The sequence below is a fragment of the Caenibius sp. WL genome, assembly GCF_019803445.1.
Taxonomy (GTDB): Bacteria; Pseudomonadota; Alphaproteobacteria; order Sphingomonadales; family Sphingomonadaceae; genus Caenibius.
Genome location: NZ_CP081844.1, coordinates 2,697,127 through 2,719,622 on the forward strand (window position 1 = coordinate 2,697,127; position 22,496 = coordinate 2,719,622).

Annotated in this window: 18 protein-coding genes; 1 reads left to right on the forward strand and 17 read right to left on the reverse strand. The window is 60.5% G+C overall.

What is annotated here, in order from left to right:
- Positions 1-34 precede the first annotated feature (34 nt).
- The 12 genes from K5X80_RS12850 to K5X80_RS12905 form a co-directional block, all read right to left on the reverse strand.
- Positions 35-2,215 (reverse strand): TonB-dependent receptor, encoded by a 2,181-nt coding sequence (locus K5X80_RS12850; RefSeq protein ID WP_222558116.1) that lies wholly within the window; start codon positions 2,213-2,215, stop codon positions 35-37.
- 205 nt (positions 2,216-2,420) lie between these two features.
- Positions 2,421-3,605 carry a beta-ketothiolase BktB gene (gene bktB, locus K5X80_RS12855; protein WP_222558117.1) on the reverse strand — a complete coding sequence of 395 codons (1,185 nt, stop codon included), beginning with the start codon at positions 3,603-3,605 and terminating at the stop codon, positions 2,421-2,423.
- 128 nt (positions 3,606-3,733) lie between these two features.
- Complete coding sequence (gene lpdA, locus K5X80_RS12860; RefSeq protein WP_222558118.1) at positions 3,734-5,146, reverse strand: dihydrolipoyl dehydrogenase; 1,413 nt, start codon at positions 5,144-5,146, stop codon at positions 3,734-3,736.
- Positions 5,147-5,204: 58 nt separating this feature from the next.
- The gene (locus K5X80_RS12865; RefSeq protein ID WP_222558119.1) at positions 5,205-6,284 is read right to left on the reverse strand and encodes a phosphotransferase; all 1,080 of its coding nucleotides are present in this window, start codon (positions 6,282-6,284) and stop codon (positions 5,205-5,207) included.
- Positions 6,281-7,456 carry an acyl-CoA dehydrogenase family protein gene (locus K5X80_RS12870; RefSeq protein WP_261390532.1) on the reverse strand — a complete coding sequence of 392 codons (1,176 nt, stop codon included), beginning with the start codon at positions 7,454-7,456 and terminating at the stop codon, positions 6,281-6,283. Before K5X80_RS12870 ends, K5X80_RS12865 begins: the two co-directional genes overlap by 4 nt.
- 99 nt (positions 7,457-7,555) lie before the next feature.
- Positions 7,556-8,986 (reverse strand): dihydrolipoamide acetyltransferase family protein, encoded by a 1,431-nt coding sequence (locus K5X80_RS12875; RefSeq protein ID WP_222558120.1) that lies wholly within the window; start codon positions 8,984-8,986, stop codon positions 7,556-7,558.
- 14 nt (positions 8,987-9,000) lie between these two features.
- Positions 9,001-10,014 (reverse strand): alpha-ketoacid dehydrogenase subunit beta, encoded by a 1,014-nt coding sequence (locus K5X80_RS12880; RefSeq protein ID WP_222558121.1) that lies wholly within the window; start codon positions 10,012-10,014, stop codon positions 9,001-9,003.
- A gap of 18 nt (positions 10,015-10,032) precedes the next feature.
- Complete coding sequence (locus K5X80_RS12885) at positions 10,033-11,004, reverse strand: thiamine pyrophosphate-dependent dehydrogenase E1 component subunit alpha (RefSeq protein ID WP_222558122.1); 972 nt, start codon at positions 11,002-11,004, stop codon at positions 10,033-10,035.
- Between the two features lie 19 nt (positions 11,005-11,023).
- Positions 11,024-12,232, reverse strand: coding sequence for an acyl-CoA dehydrogenase family protein (locus K5X80_RS12890; RefSeq protein ID WP_222558123.1), 1,209 nt, complete (start codon positions 12,230-12,232; stop codon positions 11,024-11,026).
- Positions 12,233-13,381: a thiolase family protein gene (locus tag K5X80_RS12895; protein WP_283249172.1), complete on the reverse strand. Its 1,149-nt coding sequence runs from the start codon at positions 13,379-13,381 to the stop codon at positions 12,233-12,235.
- Entirely contained in the window at positions 13,378-13,770 is a 393-nt protein-coding gene (locus K5X80_RS12900; protein WP_222558125.1) for a Zn-ribbon domain-containing OB-fold protein, read from the reverse strand. Before K5X80_RS12900 ends, K5X80_RS12895 begins: the two co-directional genes overlap by 4 nt.
- Before the next feature lie 156 nt (positions 13,771-13,926).
- Complete coding sequence (locus K5X80_RS12905) at positions 13,927-14,703, reverse strand: helix-turn-helix transcriptional regulator (RefSeq protein ID WP_222558126.1); 777 nt, start codon at positions 14,701-14,703, stop codon at positions 13,927-13,929.
- A 148-nt stretch (positions 14,704-14,851) separates the two neighbouring features.
- Here K5X80_RS12905 and K5X80_RS12910 point away from each other — a divergent pair, with 148 nt between their 5' ends.
- On the forward strand, positions 14,852-15,967 hold the full coding sequence (locus tag K5X80_RS12910) for an acyl-CoA dehydrogenase family protein (protein WP_222558127.1): 1,116 nt from the start codon (positions 14,852-14,854) through the stop codon (positions 15,965-15,967).
- Positions 15,968-16,063: 96 nt separating this feature from the next.
- Here the strand turns inward: K5X80_RS12910 and K5X80_RS12915 are convergent, their stop codons facing one another.
- The 5 genes from K5X80_RS12915 to K5X80_RS12935 all read right to left on the reverse strand — a co-directional run bounded on the left by K5X80_RS12915 (position 16,064) and on the right by K5X80_RS12935 (position 22,469).
- Positions 16,064-16,759 carry a ThuA domain-containing protein gene (locus K5X80_RS12915; protein WP_222558128.1) on the reverse strand — a complete coding sequence of 232 codons (696 nt, stop codon included), beginning with the start codon at positions 16,757-16,759 and terminating at the stop codon, positions 16,064-16,066.
- A 74-nt stretch (positions 16,760-16,833) separates the two neighbouring features.
- Positions 16,834-18,246: an aromatic ring-hydroxylating oxygenase subunit alpha gene (locus K5X80_RS12920; RefSeq protein ID WP_222558129.1), complete on the reverse strand. Its 1,413-nt coding sequence runs from the start codon at positions 18,244-18,246 to the stop codon at positions 16,834-16,836.
- Positions 18,247-18,371: 125 nt separating this feature from the next.
- Entirely contained in the window at positions 18,372-19,715 is a 1,344-nt protein-coding gene (locus K5X80_RS12925) for an aromatic ring-hydroxylating oxygenase subunit alpha (RefSeq protein ID WP_222558130.1), read from the reverse strand.
- A gap of 14 nt (positions 19,716-19,729) precedes the next feature.
- Positions 19,730-20,176 carry a nuclear transport factor 2 family protein gene (locus tag K5X80_RS12930; protein WP_222558131.1) on the reverse strand — a complete coding sequence of 149 codons (447 nt, stop codon included), beginning with the start codon at positions 20,174-20,176 and terminating at the stop codon, positions 19,730-19,732.
- Between the two features lie 94 nt (positions 20,177-20,270).
- Positions 20,271-22,469: a TonB-dependent receptor gene (locus tag K5X80_RS12935; protein ID WP_222558132.1), complete on the reverse strand. Its 2,199-nt coding sequence runs from the start codon at positions 22,467-22,469 to the stop codon at positions 20,271-20,273.
- Between the last annotated feature and the right edge of the window lie 27 nt (positions 22,470-22,496).

Consider the following 22,496-nt stretch of genomic DNA (forward strand, 5'->3'; position numbering starts at 1 on the left):
TCTCCACCGCGCGATAGCGGTGGAGATCCGAACGTCAAAAGCGGAGGCTTGCTTCGAGCCCATACGTGCGCGGCTCGTTGAAGCTGCGCTGATCGACCCCGGCCAACCCCGCACCAACATAGGGATAATCGAAAACATCATATTCTTCGTTGAACAGGTTCTTGCCCCATAGGGAGATGGAGAACTCGCCAGCTCCGGCAATCTTCATTTCTCCCAGCGTCAGGCGGCCATTGAGCATGGCATAGCCTTTCGATTTGGTCGTATCGCCTGCCTCAACGTAGGAACCAGTCGCCATCGAACCATCCAGATGCGCGCTCAGCACGCCGAAACTGAAAGGCGGAAAACTGTAATCGACACTCACCGACGCAGCATGCTTGGGCGTGTAGCGCGGACGCGTCACCTGGAAACGGCCCGAATAGGGATTGAGTTGATCGGGAATTTTCACATCGGTGTAGACATAGTTGATCGAAGTGGTCAGTCCCCGCGCCAGTTGGAAAGTCAGGTCCACTTCGGCGCCTTTGATCTTGGTGACGTTATCGGAATTCAACGTTTCGTTCGCCGATGGATTGAGCGGCGAAACGAAGTCGACCTGCATATCCTTGTAGGCGGTGTGATAGAGGGCGACATTCACCCGGGCGCGGCGGTCCCACAAGTCGGATTTCAGCCCGATTTCCCAGGTTTCCACCTCTTCCTCGTTGAAAGTCCGGAACGTGGCCGACCGGCTGTTCGCGCCGCCCGCCCGATAGGCAATGCCCCAACGGACATAGGTATTTACGTTGTCGGTCCAATCGAAAGCAATCGTTGCAGCGGGATCCAGGCGCTTGGAACTGAACGTGTAGGCCAGCCGCGGCACGGGGGAAACACCGCGCAGTATCGTCATTTCGCCAGCCTTCTTGTCATGCGTATAGCGCAGCCCGCCGGTAAGATGCAGCCGATCATCCAGGATTCCCGGCGTCCAAGTCACCTGCCCGAATAACGCGGTGGACTTCACACGATTGCGGCTGGCGCGATCTAGGCCAACGCTGCTGATCGGTGGATTGAGGATCGTGATCGCGGTGCCATCCTCGTTGAAACGGAACGTGCGCAGCGCATCAGCATCGTCCGAAGCTTTTTCGTCAAAGTAAAAAGCACCCAACACATATTTCAGGCGGTCGGTGGAACCGATCAATTGCAATTCCTGACTGAACTGCCGCTGGCGAACGTTGGCCAGACTGACCCGGCCAGCCGCCCCGTTCGGTTCGAAGGCATAAAACGTGCCGCCATACTGATCATACTGGCTCTGCCGCATCTTGCGCCACGCCGAGATCGACTTGATCTCCAGATTGTCCGTGACGTCCCAACTCGCGGTGAGGCTGTGGCCCTGTGTTTTCCCCACGCTCGGCTGCAATGGCATACCCACGCGCGCCTTGCGGACCCTGTGCGGCTCCAGATAGAAGATCGGCGCCAATGGCGGTGCATCCCCTACCAGCGCGGTTATCTGGCCATAATTGCCGACCGTTTTGTCCTGCGCCCGATCGTAGGAATAGAATACGTCGATCGTGTCGGTTGGCTCCCATAGCGCGGCGACGCGGAAGCCCCAGCGTTTATACTGATAGAAATCCCATTCCCCGCGCATGGGATTGTCCACCCAGCCGCCGCGCTGCTTTACCACCCCGTCGATCTTCATGCTGATATTGGCGAACTTCGGGAGATCGATATGAGTAGCGCTCTCCCAGCCTTCGAAGTTGCGAACCCCGACCTTCTGCGAAACGCGCAGTTCGCCGGTCGGCCGCTTGGAAATGATGTTCAACGCACCGCCAACGGCATTGCGCCCGAACAAGGTTCCCTGGGGGCCCCGCAACACCTCGATACGTTCCAGATCGAGCAGTTCCGTGCCCAACCCTTGCACACGCCCCAGATAAACCCCGTCGATGTAAATCCCGATGGCCCCATCACGGCTGATCTGCGACGCCTCGCCGGAACTGATACCCCGCATGGATATCTGCAACGTGGAGCTTCGGCCCGCATAGTTCGCGGTCCGGACGGAGGGTATGCCACCCGTAAACAGGTCCTGTATACCGCTGACGCCGCGCGCTTCCAGTTGCTCCGTCCCCAGAACCGAAATGGAAATAGGGGTATCCTGCAGGGATTCCTGCCGCTTCTGAGCGGTTACGATGATCTCTTCGAGCCCCACCCGATTGCTTGCTTCGGCCTGATTGTCCTGCCCCAGCGCCACGGATGGCAATGCAACACTCAATGCGACGGCAGAAACCAAGCCAACGCTGCGATATCTTCTCTCGTACAACATCATCAGTCCTCCCCCGGCAGCGATGGTCGCGCCTAAGAGTCCTGACGTATTTCGGTTCATTTTCCACAGCAGGCGTCTGCTGAATTTCTAGGAAAAGATGAACTTTTCCTTCGATAGCGGCTTGCCGATGCCGCTATTCCTCCACACGTTCGATCACCAGCGCGATCCCCTGCCCGCCGCCGATACACATGGTGACAAGCCCATAGCGCTTGCCAGTGCGCTTCAGTTCGTAAGCGGTCTTGATCGTCAGGATCGCCCCTGTCGCGCCAACAGGATGACCGAGAGCGATGCCGCTGCCGTTGGGGTTGAGCTTTTCATGATCGAACCCCAATTCCTCAGCCACCGCCAGAGCCTGTGCGGCAAAGGCCTCATTGGCTTCGATGACATCCATATCGGCCAATGTGAGACCCGCCCGGGCCAAGGCCAGCGGCACGGCCTTGACCGGCCCCATACCCATATAGGCCGGGTCCACCCCGGTATGCGCCCAACTGACAATACGGGCGAGCGGCTTCAGCCCGCGCGTTTCCACCTCGGCTCCGGTCGCCAAGACCATGGCCGCGGCGCCATCGTTGATCCCGCTGGCGTTGGCTGCGGTAACGGTGCCGTCTTTCTGGAACACCGGTTTCATCGCGGCAAGCGTTTCCAGCGCGGTATCCGCGCGAGGATGCTCATCCGTATCGAACAACACAGCGCCTTTGGCAGTGGCGATTTCGATGGGGAGAATCTGTTCCTTGAAACGCCCTTCGGCAATCGCCCGGGCCGCCCGGCGATGACCTTCCACCGCCAGCGCATCCTGCGCCGCACGGCTGATGCCATAGCGGGCAGCAACGTTCTCCGCGGTGATCCCCATGTGATATTCGTCAATCGGATCGGACAGAACCTGCAGCAAGGCATCGGCGTGCTGATTGGGCCCCATTTTCCTGCCCCAGCGCACGCCATGATCGATGTAGGGCGCATTCGACATGCTTTCGGCCCCACCCACCAGCGTTATCCTGGCTTCCCCCAGTTTCATCATCTGCGTGGCCGAAATAATCGCCTGTATGCCCGATCCGCACAGCCGATTGAGCGTGAACGCGGGGGTTTCGACAGGTATCCCGGCTTGCAGCGCCGCCACGCGGGCAAGATAGGCATCCTTGCCGCTGCTGGGGATCACCTGCCCGAACACCACATGTTCGATATCGGCGGGGGCAATCCCAGCGCGCGCCATGGCACCTTGCGCCACCAGCGTCGCGAGCCTGGATGGCAGGAAGGCTTTCAACGCACCTCCAAAATCCCCGATAGGCGTGCGCACGCCTGCCACGATGTAAACTTCTTCCATGGTTTCCGTTCTTTCAATTCTTGCAGGCGGCGCGCCACATCCGACCGCCGGAGTCGCCTATTTCGACTCCGCCAGTAGCCTTCCTGAGGCGGTTGAACACCCTGCAACCAGTATTGTCCTGCAACCGGTCAAATATGGATAGCGCGACCGTAAGCGGCGAGAGTGCTTTCGTGGATCATTTCGCTGAGTGTGGGATGGGGGAAGATGGTCTGGATCAGTTCGGCCTCGGTGGTTTCGAGCTGCTTGCCCACGACATAGCCCTGGATCAGTTCGGTCACTTCCGCCCCGATCATGTGCGCGCCCAGCAGTTCGCCCGTCTTGGCATCGAACACCGTCTTGATGAACCCTTCCGCTTCGCCCAGCGCAATCGCCTTGCCGTTGCCGATGAACGGGAACGTGCCCACTTTCACCTCGTACCCCGCCTCCTTCGCCTTGGCCTCGGTCAGGCCGACAGAGGCGATCTGCGGGTGGCAGTAGGTGCAGCCCGGGATGTTGTTTCGGTCGAGAGCGTGCGGATGCACGTCCTTGTTGCCCAGTTCCTGCGCGATCGCTTCGGCCGCGGTCACGCCTTCATGGCTCGCCTTGTGCGCCAGCCACGGGCCGGGCACGCAATCGCCAATGGCCCACAGGCCCGTCACGCCGGTGCGGCCATAGCCGTCGATCTGGATGAACCCGCGCTCGAGCTTCGCCCCCAGTGTCTCCAGACCGATATTCTCGGTGTTGGGCTGGATGCCGATGGCGACGATCACATGGCTGTATTCGCCCGTCTCGATCTTGCCATCCTTCGTCTTGATCTTCGCCGAAACGCCCTTGGGGCCTGCTTTCAGTTCCTCCAGCGCGGCGCCGGTTTTGATTGTCATGCCCTGTTTGGTGAGCGCCTTTTCAAGGAACGCGGAGACATCGGCATCTTCCACCGGCACGATCCGATCCATCATTTCGACAACGGTCACTTCGGCGCCGATATCGTTGTAGAAGCTGGCGAATTCGATCCCGATCGCGCCCGAACCGATCACCAGCAGCTTGCCGGGCATTTCGGGCGGGGTCATCGCGTGGCGATAAGTCCAGATGCGTTTGCCATCGGCCGGGGCAAACGGCAGATCGCGCGCCCGCGCCCCGGTGGCGACGATGATGTGTTTGGCGCTGAGCGTTTCGGTGCCCTTCTCGCCTTTCACGTCCAGCGTGCCGGGCGCGGTCAGCGTGCCTTCACCCATGTGGACGGCGATCTTGTTCTTCTTCATCAGGTGGGTGACGCCCTGATTGAGCTGTTTGGCTACCCCGCGCGAGCGCTTGACGATGGCAGCGAGATCGGCAGTGATCTTCTCGGCGGCAAGGCCATAATCGGCCGCATGCTGCATCTGGTGGAACACTTCGGCCGAACGCAGCAGCGCCTTGGTCGGAATGCACCCCCAGTTGAGACAGATGCCCCCCAGGCTCTCACGCTCCACTATCGCCGTCTTCAAACCCAGCTGCGCACTGCGGATCGCCGCCACATACCCACCAGGGCCAGAACCAAGAACGATGACGTCGTATTGTTCACTCACTGTATGTCTCCGCTTCGGCCCGCCACAAGGAACCGGTTATGCGCAACGGCTGCTTCGCTCAGGCCCCGGCAATCACGGCCTGCTGCCATGCGAGTTCCATCAGTTCGGGCAGGACTTTAACTCGCTGTGATGCCTGCGTGCTTGCCGCCGTACCGCGCATGACGCGCCCTTTGATGCCATGGAAAATGGCCGCAAGGCGGAAGAAATTGAACGCCATGTAATAAGGATAGCCGGGCATCCCCTGAGCCCCGGTCCGGCAGCAATAGGCTTCAAGGTAAGCGTTCTCATCAGGAATCCCGAGCGCGGCAATATCCGTACCGGAAAGTCCCGCCACGATATGCGGCGGCATGCGGTACATCATCGCATTATAAGCGAAATCGGCACCCGGATGCCCCAGTGTCGACAATTCCCAATCGAGCACCGCCAGAACGCGCGGCTCGGTCGGGTGGAAGATCATGTTATCGATCCGGAAATCGCCGTGAATGATGCTCGCGGCTTCGTCCCCCTCCGGCAGATTGGTTTCCAGCCATGCGATCAACCGGTCCATATTGGGATCGCGGCCTGCCAGATCATCGTCGAAATACTGTTTCGACCAACGGCCGATCTGCCGCGCAAAATAATTGCCGGGCTTGCCGTAATCACCCAGGCCCAGCGCATTGAAATCGAGCGTATGGAGCTTCGCGATGGTGGCATTCATCGCATCGAAGATCGCCGCCCGCTCCGCGCTGGATACGCCGGGCACGGTCGCATCCCAGAAGATGCGGCCTTCGACCATTTCCATCACGTAGAACCATGTCCCGATGACATTCTCATCGGTGCACAGACCATAGACCTTCGCGACAGGGAATCCTTCGCCATGCAGCGCTGTGAGCACACGCGCTTCGCGTTCGACCGCATGCGCGCCTTTCAACAATTGCCCCGGCGGCTTGCGCCGCAGAACATAGCTCCTGCCCGGTGTGATGAGCTTGTAGGTCGGATTGGACTGCCCGCCCTTGAACTGTTCGATGCTCAAGGGGCCGGAAAAGCCCTCCACGTTTTTCGCCATCCAGCCCGCCAGCGCGGCCTCGTCGAAAGCATAGCCTTCGCGAACCGGAGTGGTGCCGGAATTGGCCTCGGCAACAGTACCCTGCCCGTTCATGCCAAGTCCTGTGCCTGTTTCCATTCGCGCTTGATCCTCTTCGCAAGGCTCCACTTGTGGACTTCGGTCGGGCCGTCATAAATGCGGAAGGCCCGGATTTCGCGATAGACCTGTTCCACGATCGTGCGGTCGGTGACGCCCGTGCCACCCATAACCTGCACGCAACGGTCGGCAATCCGTTGCAGCGCTTCCGATACCGCGACTTTGGCCATGGAGCTTTCCTCCGTACCCAGCGAACCGCTGTCGAGCACGGATGCGCACCAATCGATAATCAATTCCGCCTGCCGCAATTCGATGCGGTTTTCGGCCAGCATGAAACCCACGCCCTCATGGTCGATCAGGGCCTTGCCAAACGCTTCGCGGCGGCAAGCATAATCGGTCGCGATTTCCTGCGCGCGTATGCATGCCCCCAGCCAGCGCATGCAATGCGACAGGCGCGCGGGACTGAGGCGCACTTGCGCATATTGGAAACCTTCGCCCGCTTTACCCAGCATCTGATGGGCGGGAATGCGCAGATTATCGATAGTCAACGTGGCGTGGCCGCCAGGCATCGAACTGTCTATCGTATTCGGCACAGCCTCGATACGGATGGCCGGATCGGGCAGATCGACCAGGAACATGCACGCCCCTTCCTCTGCCTTTGCCATAACGATGCCAACCCTGGCCCCGGCGAAGCCGGTGATGAAGGCCTTGCGCCCGTTCACCACCCAATGATCGCCATCGCGGTGGCAGGTGGTCTTCATCATCGACGGGTCCGATCCCGCGCCGCCCCATTCGGCGGGCTCCGTCATCAGGAAGGCGGAGCGTGCCCGGCCATCGATCATCGGCCGCAGAAAGCGCTCCTTCAATTCCGCGCTGCCGACATGACCGAGCAGATACATGTTCCCTTCGTCCGGCGCATTGGTGTTGCAAGCGAGCGGGCCGAGCGGCGAGAGACCTGAACGGATCAGGACCATCGCGGTTTCACGCTGCGTCAGATGGCTCCCATCGGGCAGGATATGCGGCGTCAGCACGCCCGCCGCCCGCGCCTTTTCCCGCAGTTCCATCACAAGGTCATCCAGCGGCGCGCCATGATGATCGCGCCGGGGATCATGCTCGTAAGGAAACACGACCTCGCGAACAAACGCTTCGACCCTGTCAGCCAGGTCCATGGCACGCGCAGAAATCGTCATCCGGTTCCATCCCGTATTCGTAAGAGGCCCGCCGCCTGGCGCATCGCGCTGCAAGAATAGCCGGGCCAGCCGATGACCGGCCCGGGCGGCAGGATCGTGTCAGGCGAACAGCCCTTCGGGCTCTTCGATCAAGGTCTTGAGCGTTTCCATGAACCGCGCACCGACAGCGCCATCGATTGCCCGATGATCGACTGACAGAGTGAAGGCAATCCGGTTTTCGAATGCCACACCGCCATCGGCGGCCTCCACCGGCTGGCGCGTCGCGGCCCCCACCGCCAGGATCGCGGCTTGCGGTGGATTGATAATCGCATCGAACTGTTCGATCCCGAACATGCCCAGATTGGAAACGGAGAATGTGCCCCCGTCCATATCCTCGAACGACAGGTTCCCGGCGTTGGCCTTGTCGATCAGCCGCCGCGTCTCGCCCGCCAACTGGTCGATCCGCATGCGGTCGGCCTGCCGGACAATCGGCGTGACCAAGCCCTTCGGACTGGCAACCGCAATGGCGATATCAGCGTGGGGGAAACGGTGCACGTCTTCCCCATGCACCTGCACATTGACATCGGGATTGCGGACAAGCGCGATAGCCACCGCCTTGACCACATAATCGTTGATCGAGGCCTTGCACCCGAGCACGAGATTGGCCGTCTTGCGCAATTCCATCAGCGCATCGGCCCGCGCCGAAAGGCGCAGATAGAAGTGCGGCAGTTCCTGCTTGGCCTGCGTCAGCCGGCGGGCCACGACTTTGCGAATCTTGTCGAACGGGACGACTTCAGGCCGGTTGTCCACCGGCACAAAAGGCGCACCGAATGCCGCGGCGCCAGAGGCAGGTTCGGGCACCAGCGCCAGCACGTCCGCCTTGCAGATGCGCCCGCGTGGGCCGGTCCCGGCAACCCCGCCAAGATCGATCCCGTGGAGTGCGGCCAAACGCCGCGCGAGAGGCGATGCGAATACCGCCGCCGTTTCTTCCACCAGGGCGGCAAGCCCGCGCAGGCGGGGCTGCGAAGCCGGGCGGCGCACCTGATCGACGTCCTGATAGGTAATCCGCCCGTTGCGACCGGTGCCTTCGACATCATCGAGATCGACCCCGTGTTCTTCCGCCAGCTTCAGCGCTTCGGGGCTGATGGGACGATTGGTTTCGATCTTCCTTTTCGCAGGAGCGGCGGCTGGTGCTACGTCAGCAGGCGCCGTGACGGGGGCGGAAGACGCAGCCTGTGCGGCGACTTTGGTTTCGACAGGACGGAACCCATCGATAAAGGCCTGCACTTCCTCATCAGTAGCCGCGGGATCGGCGAATACCGCCAGCAGAGTGCCGACAGCTTGCGCGTCTTCGCCCTCGCCCACCAGAATCCGGCGGACGACAGCATCGTATTCAGCCTCAACCTCGTTGGTGATCTTGGCGGTTTCGATCAAGCAGAGGAGTTGCCCTTTGGTGAAGGCTTCGCCCTCCTTCACCATCCATTCGGCAATGGTCCCCTCGGTCATTTCGATGCCCCACTTGGGCATGCAGAATGGGCGGATATCAGCCATGATGCTTCCCCTCCTCAGCGCCAGCCGAGAACCTTGCGCACCGCTGCCTCGATCTTGTCGGTCGAAGGCAGGTATGCGCTTTCCAGTTCGCGGGCGAACGGGATCGGAGTATGCGGCGGAGTAACCGCCTGCGGCGGCGCCTTGAGGCTGGAAAACGCCTTGGCGGCCGCCAGTGCGCAGATATCCGCCGCAAGACCGCACCGTGGGGGTGCTTCGTCCACCACCACCAGACGCCCGGTGACCTCGATGGAATCGAGAATGGCTTCTTCATCCAGCGGGCTGGTGGTGCGCAAGTCGATCACATCGCAACCGATCCCCTCCTGCGCCAGTTTGTCGGCCACCGCTTCGCAAAAGCCCAGCAGGAGGCCGGATGAAACGATGGTGACATCTTCCCCCGCACGGGTCAGCCGCGCATGGCCGAAGGGAATCGTGAAGTTCGGATCGTCCGGCACGTCCCCTTTCATCCCGTAAAGCGCTTTATGCTCCAGGAATACCACCGGATCGTCATCGCGAATGGCCGTGCGCAGCAGGCCTTTGACGTCGGCCGGGCTGGACGGCATCACGACTTTCAAGCCCGGCATGCCGGTCAGAATCTGGTGCACGGACTGGCTATGCTGCGCCGCCGCGTTGTAGCCTGCGCCATAGACCAGGCGCAGCACTGCCGGGCAGCGGGTCTTGCCACCGAACATGTAACGAAATTTGGCCATCTGGTTCCAGATCTGGTCCAGACAGACACCGATGAAATCGGCGAACATCAGTTCCGCGATCGGCCGCTTGCCCGCCAAGGCCAGACCCGAGGCCGCGCCGATAATCGCGCTTTCCGAAATCGGGGTGTCGATCATCCGTTCTTTGCCGAACTTGTCGAACAGGCCGACCGAGGTCGACCAGATTCCGCCGATGGCTTCCGGCCCGCCCGCGGTTCCCATGCCGCCGACGATATCTTCCCCCAGCATCACAACGTTGGGGTCGCGCTCCATTTCTTCGGCAATCGTCGAGACCACTGCCTCGCGGTACATCATCTGAGCCATTTTTTGTCGCTCCCCGGATCAGTAGGCAATGTAAACGTCGGCAAGGACGTCATCGGCGGTGGGGCGCTCCGCAGCGCGGGCGGCCTGCACCGCATTTTCGATCTCCGCCAGAACCTCGGCATCGAGCGTGTCGAGATCCTCATCGGTCAGCAGCTTCGCGCTGGTGACGCTGGCGCGGAAATTCTTCAGGCAATCGCGCGTTTCCCGGATGCGGTCGACTTCCCCCTTGCCGCGATAACGCTGTGGATCGCCTTCGAAATGCCCGAAGAAGCGTTCGGTATCGAATTCCACCGCCGCCGGGCCGTTGCCCGCGCGAACATGGTCGAGAACTTCGCGCATGGTTTCATAAACAGCGAAGAAATCGGTGCCATCGGCGCGCCAGACTTTCATGCCGAACGCTTCCGCGCGGCTGGCGATGTCGTTGGCCGTGCCAACCGCGTAATCCACGCCGGTGTGTTCGGAATAATGGTTGTTCTCGAACACGAAGATGCACGGCGCCTGCGTCACCACGGCCAGATTCATCGCTTCGAACGTGGTCCCCTGATTGCACGCGCCATCACCCGAAAAGGCGATCGAGACTTTTCCTTTGCCATCGATCTTGGCGGAGATCGCTGCGCCCACCGCGATAGGGGCGCCCGCCCCCACGATCCCGTTGGCGCCCAGCATGCCGACATCCACATCGGCAATATGCATGGAGCCGCCCTTGCCTTTGCAAAGCCCTTCGCGGCTACCCCAGATCTCCTTCATCATGTCCACCACGTCGCATCCCTTGGCCAGGCAGTGCCCGTGGCCCCTGTGAGTGGAGATGATCTTGTCTTCCCGGTCCAGGTGATCGCACACCCCCACCGCCACGGCTTCCTGCCCGCAATAGAGATGGGTAAAACCGGCGATTTCCCCGGTCTGGATTTCCACGTGCAGACGTTCCTCGAACTCCCGCACCACCTTCATGCGGCGATAGGCACCCAGCAGCGCTTCTCGGCTCAGTTGCATGGTTATTCCCTCTCCTCTCTCACAGGTCGAGCACCGACCGTGCGATGATGTTGGACTGAATTTCGTTCGACCCGCCGAAAATCGTCCAGGCCAGACTGTTCAGGTAACGCGGTGCCGCCACTTGCGCGGCTTGCGTATGCAGTGGCGCGGGCGCGCGATCGCCATAAAGCGGCCGCCGCATTTCGAGCTGAAGGCCTAGCGCCCCATACAAATCCACTGCCAGCAGATCGATGTCCTGCCGCAAATTGGACGCAAGGAGCTTGGTCAGCGAAGTTTGTGGCCCCGGTTTGCGGCCCTTGGCGATCTCGGTGACGATCCGCAGTTCGATCATCTCCAGCGCCTGTGCGGCGAGCCGCACCCTGGCAATGCGGCGCTGCCATTGCGGATCGTCGGCAAGAGCATGTCCCTTGCCATCGCATTCGCTCTTGGCCGCCTGCTCCAGTTGCGCGAGATCGTAAATCAGCTTCGGCGCATGGCAGGAACCGCCCCGTTCGTTTTCGAGGAGGAACTTGGCGATGGTCCAGCCCGCCCCTTCTTCGCCCACACGATCCGATACCGGCACGACAACGTCTTCCAGAAACACCTGATTGACTTCGTGATCGCCTGCTACGGTCAGGATCGGACGCACCGATATGCCGGGCTGATTGAGGTCCACCAGCAGGAAGGAAATGCCTGCCTGCTTCTTGCCCTCGGTATCCGTCCTCACGAGACAGAACATACGGTTGGCGTGATGCGCATGCGTGGTCCAGATCTTCGATCCGTTGAGGATATAGCGATCCCCATCCCGCACAGCGCGGCATTTGAGCGAAGCAAGATCCGAACCGCTGCCCGGCTCGGAAAAACCCTGGCACCAGTAGTCCTCGCCCGACAGGATGCGCGGCAGATAATGCGCCTTCTGTTCAGGCGTGCCGAATGTCCAGAGAACCGGCGCGAGAAGTTTCAGCCCCATAACCGTCAGGCTGGGCGCGCCTTCCTCTGCGCATTCCTTCTCGAAAATGTAGCGCTGCACCGGGCTCCAGCCGGTCCCGCCATACTCCGCAGGCCAATTGTATCCCAGCCAGCCCTTGGCATGGAGAACGGCATTCCATGCCTGGCCGATTTCGGGTTCGACAAATACCGTCGGTGATGCCGCGGCGCCGGACTTGACCGCAGCGGGCAGATTGTCCCGCAAGAATGCCCGCACCTCATCGCGAAATGCGGCTTCTTCAGGGGAGAGGTCGATATCCATTCAGCGTTCCAGAATCGTTACGGCAGAAACGCCGGGGGCGCCGTAAACATGGCTGTAAGCGGTAGTGGGGCAGCCGGGCACTTGCCGCCCGCCGCCATCCCCGCGCAACTGGACCACGTTTTCGTAAACCTGGCGCAGGCCGGAAGCGCCGATCGGCTCACCACAGGCAAGGCAACCGCCATCCGTGTTGACCGGCAACTTGCCGTCGATTTCGGTCAATCCCTCGGCCAGCCAGCGTTCCTGCTCACCGTCCCGGCAGAAGCCGTTCTCGGCCATATGCATGATCTCCGCGCCCGCTTCGGTATCCTGAAGCTGGGCAACGGCAATATCCTCCGGCCCGATCCCCGCGAGATCGAATGCGGCGGCCGAGGCGATGTTCGTTGCCGATCCGCCGCGCTCCACATCAATGGACGGCGCGAACACCTCGAACGAGCCCGGCGGGCGCGTCCGCATCGTCGCCGCTTTCAGACGGACAAGCGGTTTGCCCAGTTCGCGCGCCTTCTTCTCACTGGCGAGCAGCAGCGCCACGCCCCCTTCCGCGGGCGAGCAGAACATGAACTTGGTATAAGGATCGCTGACCATCGGCGCGTTCATGATATCCGTCAGCATCACCGGCTCGCGCCGCCACGCATGCGGGGCATGTACCGCATTGCGAAACGCCTTTTCCGCAACCCGGCCCAGCGATTGCGGGGAAATACCATGATCGTGCATGTACCGCATGATCTTGTTGGCAAAGAACTGGGTGGTAATCATGTAACCTGCTTCGCCGTACCAGTCGGGCAGGTTGTATTCGGATGGCAGGGCATTGAATGCCCCGCGCGGATGCTTGTCGAAACCGACCGCCAGCCCCAATTCGAATTCGCCCGATTTGATCGCCATCTGCGCTGAAAACAGCGCCGATCCGCCCGCCGCGCAACCGTTACGGACATTGATGAACTGAACCCCCGTCAACCCCAGCCGCTCCACCATCGTGTCCGGGTTTCCGGCTGCATCGGAACCGCCATAAGCGAACTGCACATCGCTCCATTCCACTCCGGCATCCGCCAGCGCCTGACGGACCGCGAACACCCCCTGATCGAGCCCGGAAAGGCCATCCGTCCGCCCAAAGGGATGGATACCGATACCAACAATGCAAACATTGCCCATCATGCCGCTCCTGCGGGTTTGAAGGCATGGACCATGACCGGATCGATGGCCTCGGCATCGAGCGGCACGACCGTCAGTTCGAGCGGCATGCCAATGGCGATATCGTCAAACGCGATATCGGTCAGGCGCGCTTCGACAATTGTCTCTCCCGCAAGCTCGACATAACCGACAGGCCAGGGATGGAAGGCATCTGGCCCGGCATAAGGCGGCGACTTCGGGCGATAGCGCTGAATCGTGTAGGACCACAGCGTGCCCTGCCGCTGCAGCGGGTAAGGCTCGTACTCGCCGCTCTCCGGGCAGGGGAAAACAATTCGGCCCGTTTCCCGATTCCTGCCGCCAACCAGCCGCGGCGGTATCTCATCTGTCAGCAGCCCTTCGGCAATCATTCGCATTTCGGTTTCCAGAGACGATTCCTCTCCGAAAACCTTTAGGCCGTCCTGCAACCTTTCCGACTCATCAAAACGCTAGGGTCTTGTTGTAATGCGCTTCCCTGCAGCACACGCATGCCCGGTTCCCGGCCGAAACCGGACACTAGGGCAAAACCATCCTCACTTTTTGGCGAGTGAGATATAGCCCAGTTGCGCCGCTTTGAAGACGGTCTGGCTGCGATTGACAGCGTTGAGCTTGGTCGCCGCGTTGTGGATGTGGAACCGCACCGTTGCCCGGCTGCGCGACATGATCATGCTGATTTCCAGATCGGTCTTCCCGATTGCCGCCCAGCGCAGACATTCCACCTCACGTTTGGACAGACGCGAATCCGGTGGCAGCGCCTGATGCGTACCCATCACCTGCACATAGGTGGCGATAAAAGTTCGCGCATACAGACCAAAGGCATCACCTAGCAGGGCGAAGTCCTCGGTCAGGTCGGTCTTATCCCGGTCTTCCGGGTTGAAGCTGACCGCACCGATCTGCCCGAACGGCAAATGCACCGGCACAACAATCGCTGCCTTGGTCAACGCGCGGTGTTCGAAATTGGTGAGATCGACCGATTCCAGATAAGGGTTGTGTTCCATCGTCCGGAAACCGCCCGCATTCACCCAGAACGGCTGACTTTCGAACCGGCATGCCGCAGTCAGCGGAGAATCCAGCGCCAGCTTCGAATTGCGCCACCACACCCGCTCTTCATCCGGCCAACCGAATACCGAATGGGCCAGGATATTTCCTTCGGCATCAACCGGCGTCCTTTTGTCTGCGATATCGTGCGCCGGGGCCACCCGCATGCCATGTGCATGCGCGATCCGATGAAGCGCTTCGGCAGCCGGCCGAATTTTCTCCGGGCCGGTGACGCGAACCGCATCGATGTTCTCTTGGGATAGAAGCACCATTTTTTCCTCTCCCGGCCATGAGTATCGCCATTGGCCATGAGACACAATTGGTTCGCCATGCAGGAGCAGACCGTTACCCCTAGCTTTTTGCCCAGCGCAGCGCGGGATCGATTGATGATACAGCCCGATCGGAAAGAGGGAGTATCAGGTGAATTTCGATCTCAGCGAAGACGAAGAAATGCTGAAGGCGCTGGCCGAACGTTTCGTCACCGACAATTACGATTTTGAAAGCAGGCGTACTTTTCTGGCCGAAGCCAACGGCTATTCACAAACGAACTGGGCTCTGCTGGGCGAACTGGGGCTGATCGGCGCCATGTTTGACGAGAAGGACGGCGGGCTCGATCTGGGCGCCACCGGGATTGCCACGATCTTCGAGGCGCTGGGCCGCGGATTGGTGGTCGAACCTTTGATCGAAAACGTGCTTCTGGCCGGGCGGCTGTTTGCAAGCTGTGCGGATCAAGATCTGCGCGATGCATGGCTACCCGGTATTCTGACGGGCGAGCAACGCATTGCCTTGGCCAACACGGAAATCCATGGCCGCCCCGGCCTCCTCTGGACCGAAACCGCAGCGCGTATCGATGGCGCGGGCTATCGTCTCTCGGGCATCAAGACTTGCGTTCCGGCCGGCGCCGGCGCCGGTGCCTATATCGTCGTCGCCCGCACCCATGGCGCGCCGGACGATGCTGATGGCGCCGCGTTGTTCTTCGTTCCCGCCGACAGCCCCGGTATCAAAACCGAAAACTGGCGGATGACCGATGGCAGCATGGCGGCATGGCTCACGCTGGATGATGTTGCGGTTGCGGAAAGCCAACGGCTGAACGGCGGATGGGCAGCAGTGGAAGCTGCGGAAGATTTTGCGAATCTTGCGCGCGCTGCCGAAGCGCTGGGTATCATGGAACGCAGCTTCGCAGAAACTCTGGAATACCTGAACACGCGCGAACAATTCGGCGTCAAGCTTGGCTCGTTTCAGGCGCTCCAGCACCGTATGGCCACGCAGTACGCGGTGCTGGAGCAGTGCCGCGGCCTGTTGCATCTTGCCCTGATCAGTCATGGCAGCGACCGGTTTACCTCGGCCGTACAGGGTCTGCGCGCCTTTGTCGGTCCGGCCTCGATCACGTTGAGCCAGGAAATGGTGCAAATGCATGGCGGCATGGGGGTGACCGATGAACTGTCCATCGGCCATGCCCACAAACGCCTGCTGACCCTTTCCCGTTGGCCTGACAGCCCCGAAATCGCACTGAACCGCTACGCCAACACCGTTTGATCGGAAACCCGGACACGCCCCTGGTCATACAAATGAAAATGGCTGGATCGGTCTACCTCATTCCAACCGATCCAGCCATTTCCACATTCCCGCTGATCAGGCTGGCGCACGTTCTTTCAACCAGCCGATCCCCCGCCGCAGCAGATCGTAGAATACCGGCAAATCCCAAGCGCAGCGGTCCACCGTGGGCCACCAATCGACCATGGGCTGCAAATCGTAATGTCCGCGGCAATGGCCAAGCGTCAGATAGAGCACCGCCCCCCGGCCATGCTCCTTGATGTAATAGACCGGATGTTTGCCCGGTGCGCCATCCGCTTCAACGAAACCCGTGCCCGGCTGCGTGCATTCGGTTTCCAGCAGAACATGCAGATCGCCATGCGTCTCCATGTGATAGAGTTCATCGGTGGTGTCGAAGGGCTCCACCCCCTGCACCAACGGATGCGCCGGGTCGGCGACCGTCACGGTGTAAGGCGCGATCGGCGGATGCGAGATGAACTGGCTGCCCACCAGATCCATGAACAGCGGGGCCCAGCGGGGGGCATCCCACAAGCCGTTGTCCAGCAGGCGCAGCACGGAATTGGTGCCATGCAGCGCGTACCAGCGGCCACCGCGCTCCAGCCAGTCGCGCAGCGCCTCCTGCGCTTTCAGCGAAGGGGTAACATCGCAGGTATAGGTGATGAGAATATCAGCCGCTTCGATCGCCTCGACCGTTTCATAATTCTCGAACACCCGCGTGCGGATGCGCGGATCTTCCGCCAGCAACTTGAGCAACTCGAGCCGGGCAAAATCCATGTCATGCCAGACACCGCCACACACAAGGACGCAGTCGATCCGTGGGGGGTGAACCTCCCCCTCGCCAGCACCGCTCACGCCTTCGCCCCCAGCGACCCGTCGATATATTTCATCAATGTCTGGTGGAATTGCCGGATGCGGATTTCCTGATAATTGGCCAGTTGCACCTTGCCGCTTTTGGAACAGTGCAGGCCTTCCTGCACGAACGGCAAATTCCCCATATCCTGATCGAGCACATCGCCGAGCCCGCCGAGTTCCGCGGCGTCGGTCCATGGCTGATCGATCGTGAGATAGTGCATCGGCACACCGCGCGGCATCGGCTCACCTTGCTTGACACGGGCCAGCACGCGCACTTCCATCAGGCAGGTATCCGGCGTTTTCCCGGGGCGCCAGCGATAGACGATATTCGGCATGAAGCCGCCCCAAGGGCCGAAATTGGGAAACACGTTATAGACCAGCGCATCCAGCAGTTCCGAATCCGTCGCCTGTTCGTGATCGTAGCCGGTCTGTTCGGCATAGGTCTTGCGCAGGGCCGCACCGAGCGCCGCGCGCGCGGTCTGCCCTTGCGGCACGTCGACCGCGTAAGGATCGCCGGACGGATCGTAATTGTCAGACGAACGGCCGTTGTACTTGATGAATTCGTCAACGATCCACTGTTCGCTCTTCCCCTCTGCGTCGACATGCGGGCTGAGTACCCCGAACGGAACCAGATTGGCGTTCACGTTGTCGCCCCAGTTCATGTAGGCGCTGTTGCAATCTCCGGTGAAGGGCAGCAATTGCGGATGCGTGATGACCGTGTGCCATGCTTCCATGAACGCCTCGGCCGTCACTTTCCAGTTGGCCGCCACTTCCTTGCCCACCCAGACGACTGTGGCACATTCCTCGTGCCGCCAGCGCGCGAAATGCTGGGGCAGCGGGGCGAGAAACTCCTCCAGGCTCGGCCCGCCGCGCTCTTCACGCAGGAAGATATATCCGGCCCAACGCGCCACTTCCGCATCAGGCAAACGCAGTTCTTCATGCGAAAGATGCTTGAAATCCCAGGAACACGGCATGGAGGCAAAACTGCCATCCTTGTTCCAACTGAAACCGTGGAACGGACAGACGAACTTATCGGCCACACCGTCTTCCGTACGCAGCTTGCGCCCGCGATGGAGGCAGACATTGTGGAACGCGCGAACGGAACCATCGTCCTGGCGTGAAAGTATCCAGGAACGCCCCGCGTTTTCGAACACCGTGTAATCACCGGCCTCGGGAATATCCTCCTCACGCGCGGCGAACTGCCAGACGTAAGGCCACATCCGTTCCTGTTCCAGCCGGGCGAATTCCGCGCTCGTATAGCATTCCGCCGGGATCGGTTCGGAACCGAGATATTCGTAATGATCTTCGACCAGACTGTCAGGCGCCGGGCGGGAATCCGCCTCCATCAACTCTACCCAACTGACGCCTGGGCTGCGGGCGCCGCCAAATTCGGGGTCGCGCTCTGCCATATCACACTCCTTCAACCCAATGTCCGTATCTGTTTCCGCAGGTTCTGCCCCCCGCTTGGCCGTACGTCACCTTGCCGAAAGCATAGGTTACCGCGCAACGATCATCGAAATGACCCCATGCGCGATCAACGGCGTCCTGCCAGATAATCGTTGATCACTTCGTGGAACCGCCGCACCCGCGTTTCCTGACGCGAGAGATAGGCTTCCGTGAACGCCATGGAATGCAAACCTCGTTGTTGCGTCACTGCCAGTGACAAGTCCTGTTCGAGAAAATCGCCTTGCGCAATCGTCGTCTGATAGTCGCTGAAATCGGCATCTTCGAATTCCGCTTCTTCATAAGGCCGCATCCCATAGAGCGTCCCCACTTCGTTCATCCCTTCCACCGGGGCCGCCAGATACCAGTAGTCGAACGTCGACCAATTGGGATCGTCGGCATCGGGTTCCGTACGAAAAACATGAAGACCCTCCGCCGTCCCCGTCAGTGTCAGGTTCGGGAACACCGTATGGTGAATCTGGTCGGTCAGCTCATCGTCGGTGAAAACCGCGAAGTGATGATGGCCGCGTTCCGGCCCCAGCCGCCGCCGTGCTTCCTGTAACGCAATGCGCCCTTCTTGCGCGCGGCCTTCGAAATCGGCCGGATCGATATCCCATTCCGATAGAACCTGCGCCCATAGCGGTTTCACCATCTGCGCATCGGCATAGCGCGATGAAGGCTGCAGTTTCTCGATCATGCGGTTGTGCCCGTTGGGATACATTTCGAACACCGTGGTCGAATAGTGATCGTCGATCATCGGTTCGAACTGCGGATGCACCGCCGGGATATGATAGGCCTCGTTGAAATTGTCCGACGCGAATTTCCAGTTGGTGTTGACGCGCAACCGCCGCCAGACGACGCGCTTCCAGTTCTCCAGATCACGGTTCGCGAGGAGTGTGGGAATAGGATCGAGAAAATCGAGCAGCGGCTTCGCGTTCTGATCGAAACTGAAAAAGACGAAACCGCCCCAGGTATCGCAGGGCAGTTCCTTCAACGCCAATTTTCCGCATGGGTTGACGTCAAAATCCTCCGGATCCTGCACCTGATCGAGCTTGCCATCGAGGGCATATTTCCAGTTGTGATAGGGGCAGGTGAAATGCGTTGCGACGCCACCTTCGGCCGTGTTTACCAGCCGATTGCCGCGGTGCATGCAGACATTGAAGAAAGCCCGGATCGAACCGTCTTCCTGTTTCACCATCAAGATCGATTCATGCATGAATTCATGCGTGATGAAATCGCCCGGTTCCTCCAGTTGGCTGGCCCGGCCACCCACGTGCCAAACCTTCTGCCACATGTGTTCCCATTCACGCGCGGCGAAGTCCTTGCTCCAATAGCGGTCGCCAGTGATCGCATCGCCCCGCGCATGGGGCAACTGCGCATCGGGATGCGTGGGATAGCCGGGCTTGCCCGCCTGATCTTGCATGATCGTTGCCATGGTCAGCCTCTCACTCAATGGTTGCCGTGAATTTCTTCGAGCGAGCCGGGCATCGGCATCATCGGCGTGATCGTGTAGTGGCGGCAGCGCCAGCGATCGGCCTGTTGCACGCATTCCATGCGATAATGGACTTGCACCGTCACCGTGTTGCCATCCTTCGCGCGGCCCATGCCGATGACGTACGCGGTCATCGCGCCGGCTTCGCCATCCCAGCTCTGCGGACGGAAATTGGAGATCATGTGGAAGTGATGCGTCATGTCCGCGAACACGCCATCGAAGAACGCACGGATCGCCTTCTTCCCATCCATCAGGGGCAGGCCGATCGCCGAAAGGTCGGCCACGGCATCATCGGTGAACAAATCGAGCAGCGGCTCCACATCCTTGAGGCCATCCACGGCGTAGCAATAATCCGTCATCAGATCCTGCAGCGCTTCACGAACCTGCTGTGGCATCCGGGTCATCGTTTCTCTCCATTTCTCTTGCGGCGATCATCACGCTGCGCTTTCGCGCCCGGCCCTGATGCGTCTTGCGTGCCAGGGCCGCAGGCCTCGCCGATCAGAAATCGAACCCGAAAGTGACGCCCCATTCACGCGGGGGGCCCAGCACCACGAAGTTTTCAAACCCCGGAGAACCCGCCAGCGCGGCGAAATAGCCGGAAGCGCGATATTTCTCGTTCGAGAGGTTCTTGCCCCACACGGTCACGCTCCAGCGATCATTATCCGGGGCCCATTTCACGCTGGCATCGAACAGATCGAGTTTGGGCACACGGCCGACGAGCGCGTTGCGCGTATCGGTTTCGCGCCGGCTGGTGTGGTTCCAGCCGCCGAACAGAGTGGCCTTTCCACCGCCCACCGCGAATTCGTAAGTCACCCGGGCACCCGCCTGCAACTTGGGGGCGTTGCGCAGCTTCAGATTGGTGCAATCGACGTAATCTTCCGGCGCCGCAGCCTGGCCATCGATATCGCAGCGGAACTGCTTGTAGCGCGCATCGAGATAGCTGAGATTGGCACCCAGAGTCAGGCCATCGACCGGAACGATTGTCATTTCGGCCTCGACACCATCCATCTTGGCCTTGCCCGCGTTGACGATCGTCGAGATCATCGTGTTGCCGAAATAGGTCAGCGTATCGACTTGCAGATCGCGATAAGTGGTGGTGAAGGCCGCGATGTTGAACCGCAGACGGTTGTCGAGCCAGCTGGTCTTCAGCCCCGCCTCGATCGTATCGACCTTTTCCGGGCCGTAAGGTTGCAGAATGATGGTGCGGCCAGAAAAGCCGCCGGAGTGCGCACCGCGAACGTAGCTCACGTAGAAGAAGTGATCGTTGGTGATCTTGTAATCGAGCCCCAGACGCCAGCCCCAGTGCTGCCAATTGGCGGATCTGGTCTGATATTCCCATGGCCCCAGATAATCGCCCCCCAGGAATGTCCGGTTGCCGATCGTCATGGTCTTCTTCTGATCCGTCCAGCGCACGCCGGCTGTCAGTTTCAGCGCATCGGTAACATTGACATAACCCTGCGCGAAGAGCGCCAGCGATTCATCGTCCTGATCATTGTAAAGCAGGCCGCGGTAATCACCGGTGTAAAGGTACTGCCCGTCCTGATCGAGCTTGTAATTCTTCTTCAGATAATAGCCGCCGACCAGCAATTCGGTGCTGGAGGTGGGGTTGACCGTAGCGCGCAGTTCCTGGCTGAATTGCCAGTTCTTCGTGATGCGGCTCGTAGCGAATATCTGGGCGGATGTGCCGTCCTGATCGGTGAATTCATCCAGCTTGACCTTGCGGTAATTGGTGATCGAAGTCAGCCGTACCGGGCCGGTATCGTAATTCAACGTCAGGGTTGTGCCGAACACATCGTAATCGGAATAGCCCCTGTCACCGCCGGTCCGATAACGGATGCGATCAGTCAGGCTATAGGATTCACCAGGAACATATGTCGTCATACCCGGCGTGCTGTAATTGACCACCACCGGGCCATCGTTACGCCCACGCGCCAACTCCGCAACCAATGTGGCGTCGAGCCCGCCCTCTTCATACCGCAACGCTATCCGGCCCGCGTTGACGTTCTGCCCGCCCAGGCGCTTGCCGTTCACCGTGCTGCGATAGAAGCCATCATCGCCCTTGTGCATCGCGGTGATACGCAAGCCCAACCTGTCTTCCACCAAGGGCACGTTGACCGCCGCCATCGCATCCATCCTGCCATAGTTGCCGGCAGTGATCTTGCCGGAGACGGTGAAGTCATGAACATCGGGTTTTTTGGTGGTGACGTTGATCACCCCGCCGATAGTGTTCGCACCGAAGATCGTGCCCTGCGGCCCGCGCAGCACTTCGATCTGTTCGATATCGAACAGATCGAGCAGCGCCGTGGTGTTGCTGCCTTGATAAACGCCATCGACCACGGTGCCGACCGCCGGATCGAGAAAGCCGTCCGCCTCCTGCACCCCGATGCCACGAATCGAAACGGCGGCGGTCAGGCCGGAATTGACCACACTGGTCACCACCAGGCTGGGAACCGAACCGTTCAGCGCCTTGAGATCGGGGGAGATCGTCCGGTCGAGCGCCGCCGCGTTCAGCGCGGTCACCGCAATCGGCACAGTCTGGAGGTTTTCCGCTTTCTTCTGCGCGGTAACGACGATTTCACCGATTCCACTCGCCGGGACCGGATCGGCGGCGGGCGCCTCCTGTGCATGGGCCTGGGCGCCAGCGATGGCCGCCACAGACAATCCCGAAAGTAGCAATTTCATCTCTTCCCTAAACATGTCCTCTCCTCCCAACCGACGGCCGGA

What these genes read in the sequence shown, in the direction of transcription:
- bktB (WP_222558117.1), bottom strand. Translation starts at nt 3,605, where the DNA reads ATGGAAGAAGTTTACATCGTGGCAGGCGTGCGCACGCCTATCGGGGAT.
- K5X80_RS12865 (WP_222558119.1), bottom strand. Translation starts at nt 6,284, where the DNA reads ATGAACGGGCAGGGTACTGTTGCCGAGGCCAATTCCGGCACCACTCCG.
- K5X80_RS12870 (WP_261390532.1), bottom strand. Translation starts at nt 7,456, where the DNA reads ATGACGATTTCTGCGCGTGCCATGGACCTGGCTGACAGGGTCGAAGCG.
- K5X80_RS12875 (WP_222558120.1), bottom strand. Translation starts at nt 8,986, where the DNA reads ATGGCTGATATCCGCCCATTCTGCATGCCCAAGTGGGGCATCGAAATG.
- K5X80_RS12880 (WP_222558121.1), bottom strand. Translation starts at nt 10,014, where the DNA reads ATGGCTCAGATGATGTACCGCGAGGCAGTGGTCTCGACGATTGCCGAA.
- K5X80_RS12885 (WP_222558122.1), bottom strand. Translation starts at nt 11,004, where the DNA reads ATGCAACTGAGCCGAGAAGCGCTGCTGGGTGCCTATCGCCGCATGAAG.
- K5X80_RS12890 (WP_222558123.1), bottom strand. Translation starts at nt 12,232, where the DNA reads ATGGATATCGACCTCTCCCCTGAAGAAGCCGCATTTCGCGATGAGGTG.
- K5X80_RS12895 (WP_283249172.1), bottom strand. Translation starts at nt 13,381, where the DNA reads ATGATGGGCAATGTTTGCATTGTTGGTATCGGTATCCATCCCTTTGGG.
- K5X80_RS12900 (WP_222558125.1), bottom strand. Translation starts at nt 13,770, where the DNA reads ATGCGAATGATTGCCGAAGGGCTGCTGACAGATGAGATACCGCCGCGG.
- K5X80_RS12905 (WP_222558126.1), bottom strand. Translation starts at nt 14,703, where the DNA reads ATGGTGCTTCTATCCCAAGAGAACATCGATGCGGTTCGCGTCACCGGC.
- K5X80_RS12915 (WP_222558128.1), bottom strand. Translation starts at nt 16,759, where the DNA reads ATGGATTTTGCCCGGCTCGAGTTGCTCAAGTTGCTGGCGGAAGATCCG.
- K5X80_RS12920 (WP_222558129.1), bottom strand. Translation starts at nt 18,246, where the DNA reads ATGGCAGAGCGCGACCCCGAATTTGGCGGCGCCCGCAGCCCAGGCGTC.
- K5X80_RS12925 (WP_222558130.1), bottom strand. Translation starts at nt 19,715, where the DNA reads ATGGCAACGATCATGCAAGATCAGGCGGGCAAGCCCGGCTATCCCACG.
- K5X80_RS12930 (WP_222558131.1), bottom strand. Translation starts at nt 20,176, where the DNA reads ATGACCCGGATGCCACAGCAGGTTCGTGAAGCGCTGCAGGATCTGATG.
- K5X80_RS12935 (WP_222558132.1), bottom strand. Translation starts at nt 22,469, where the DNA reads ATGTTTAGGGAAGAGATGAAATTGCTACTTTCGGGATTGTCTGTGGCG.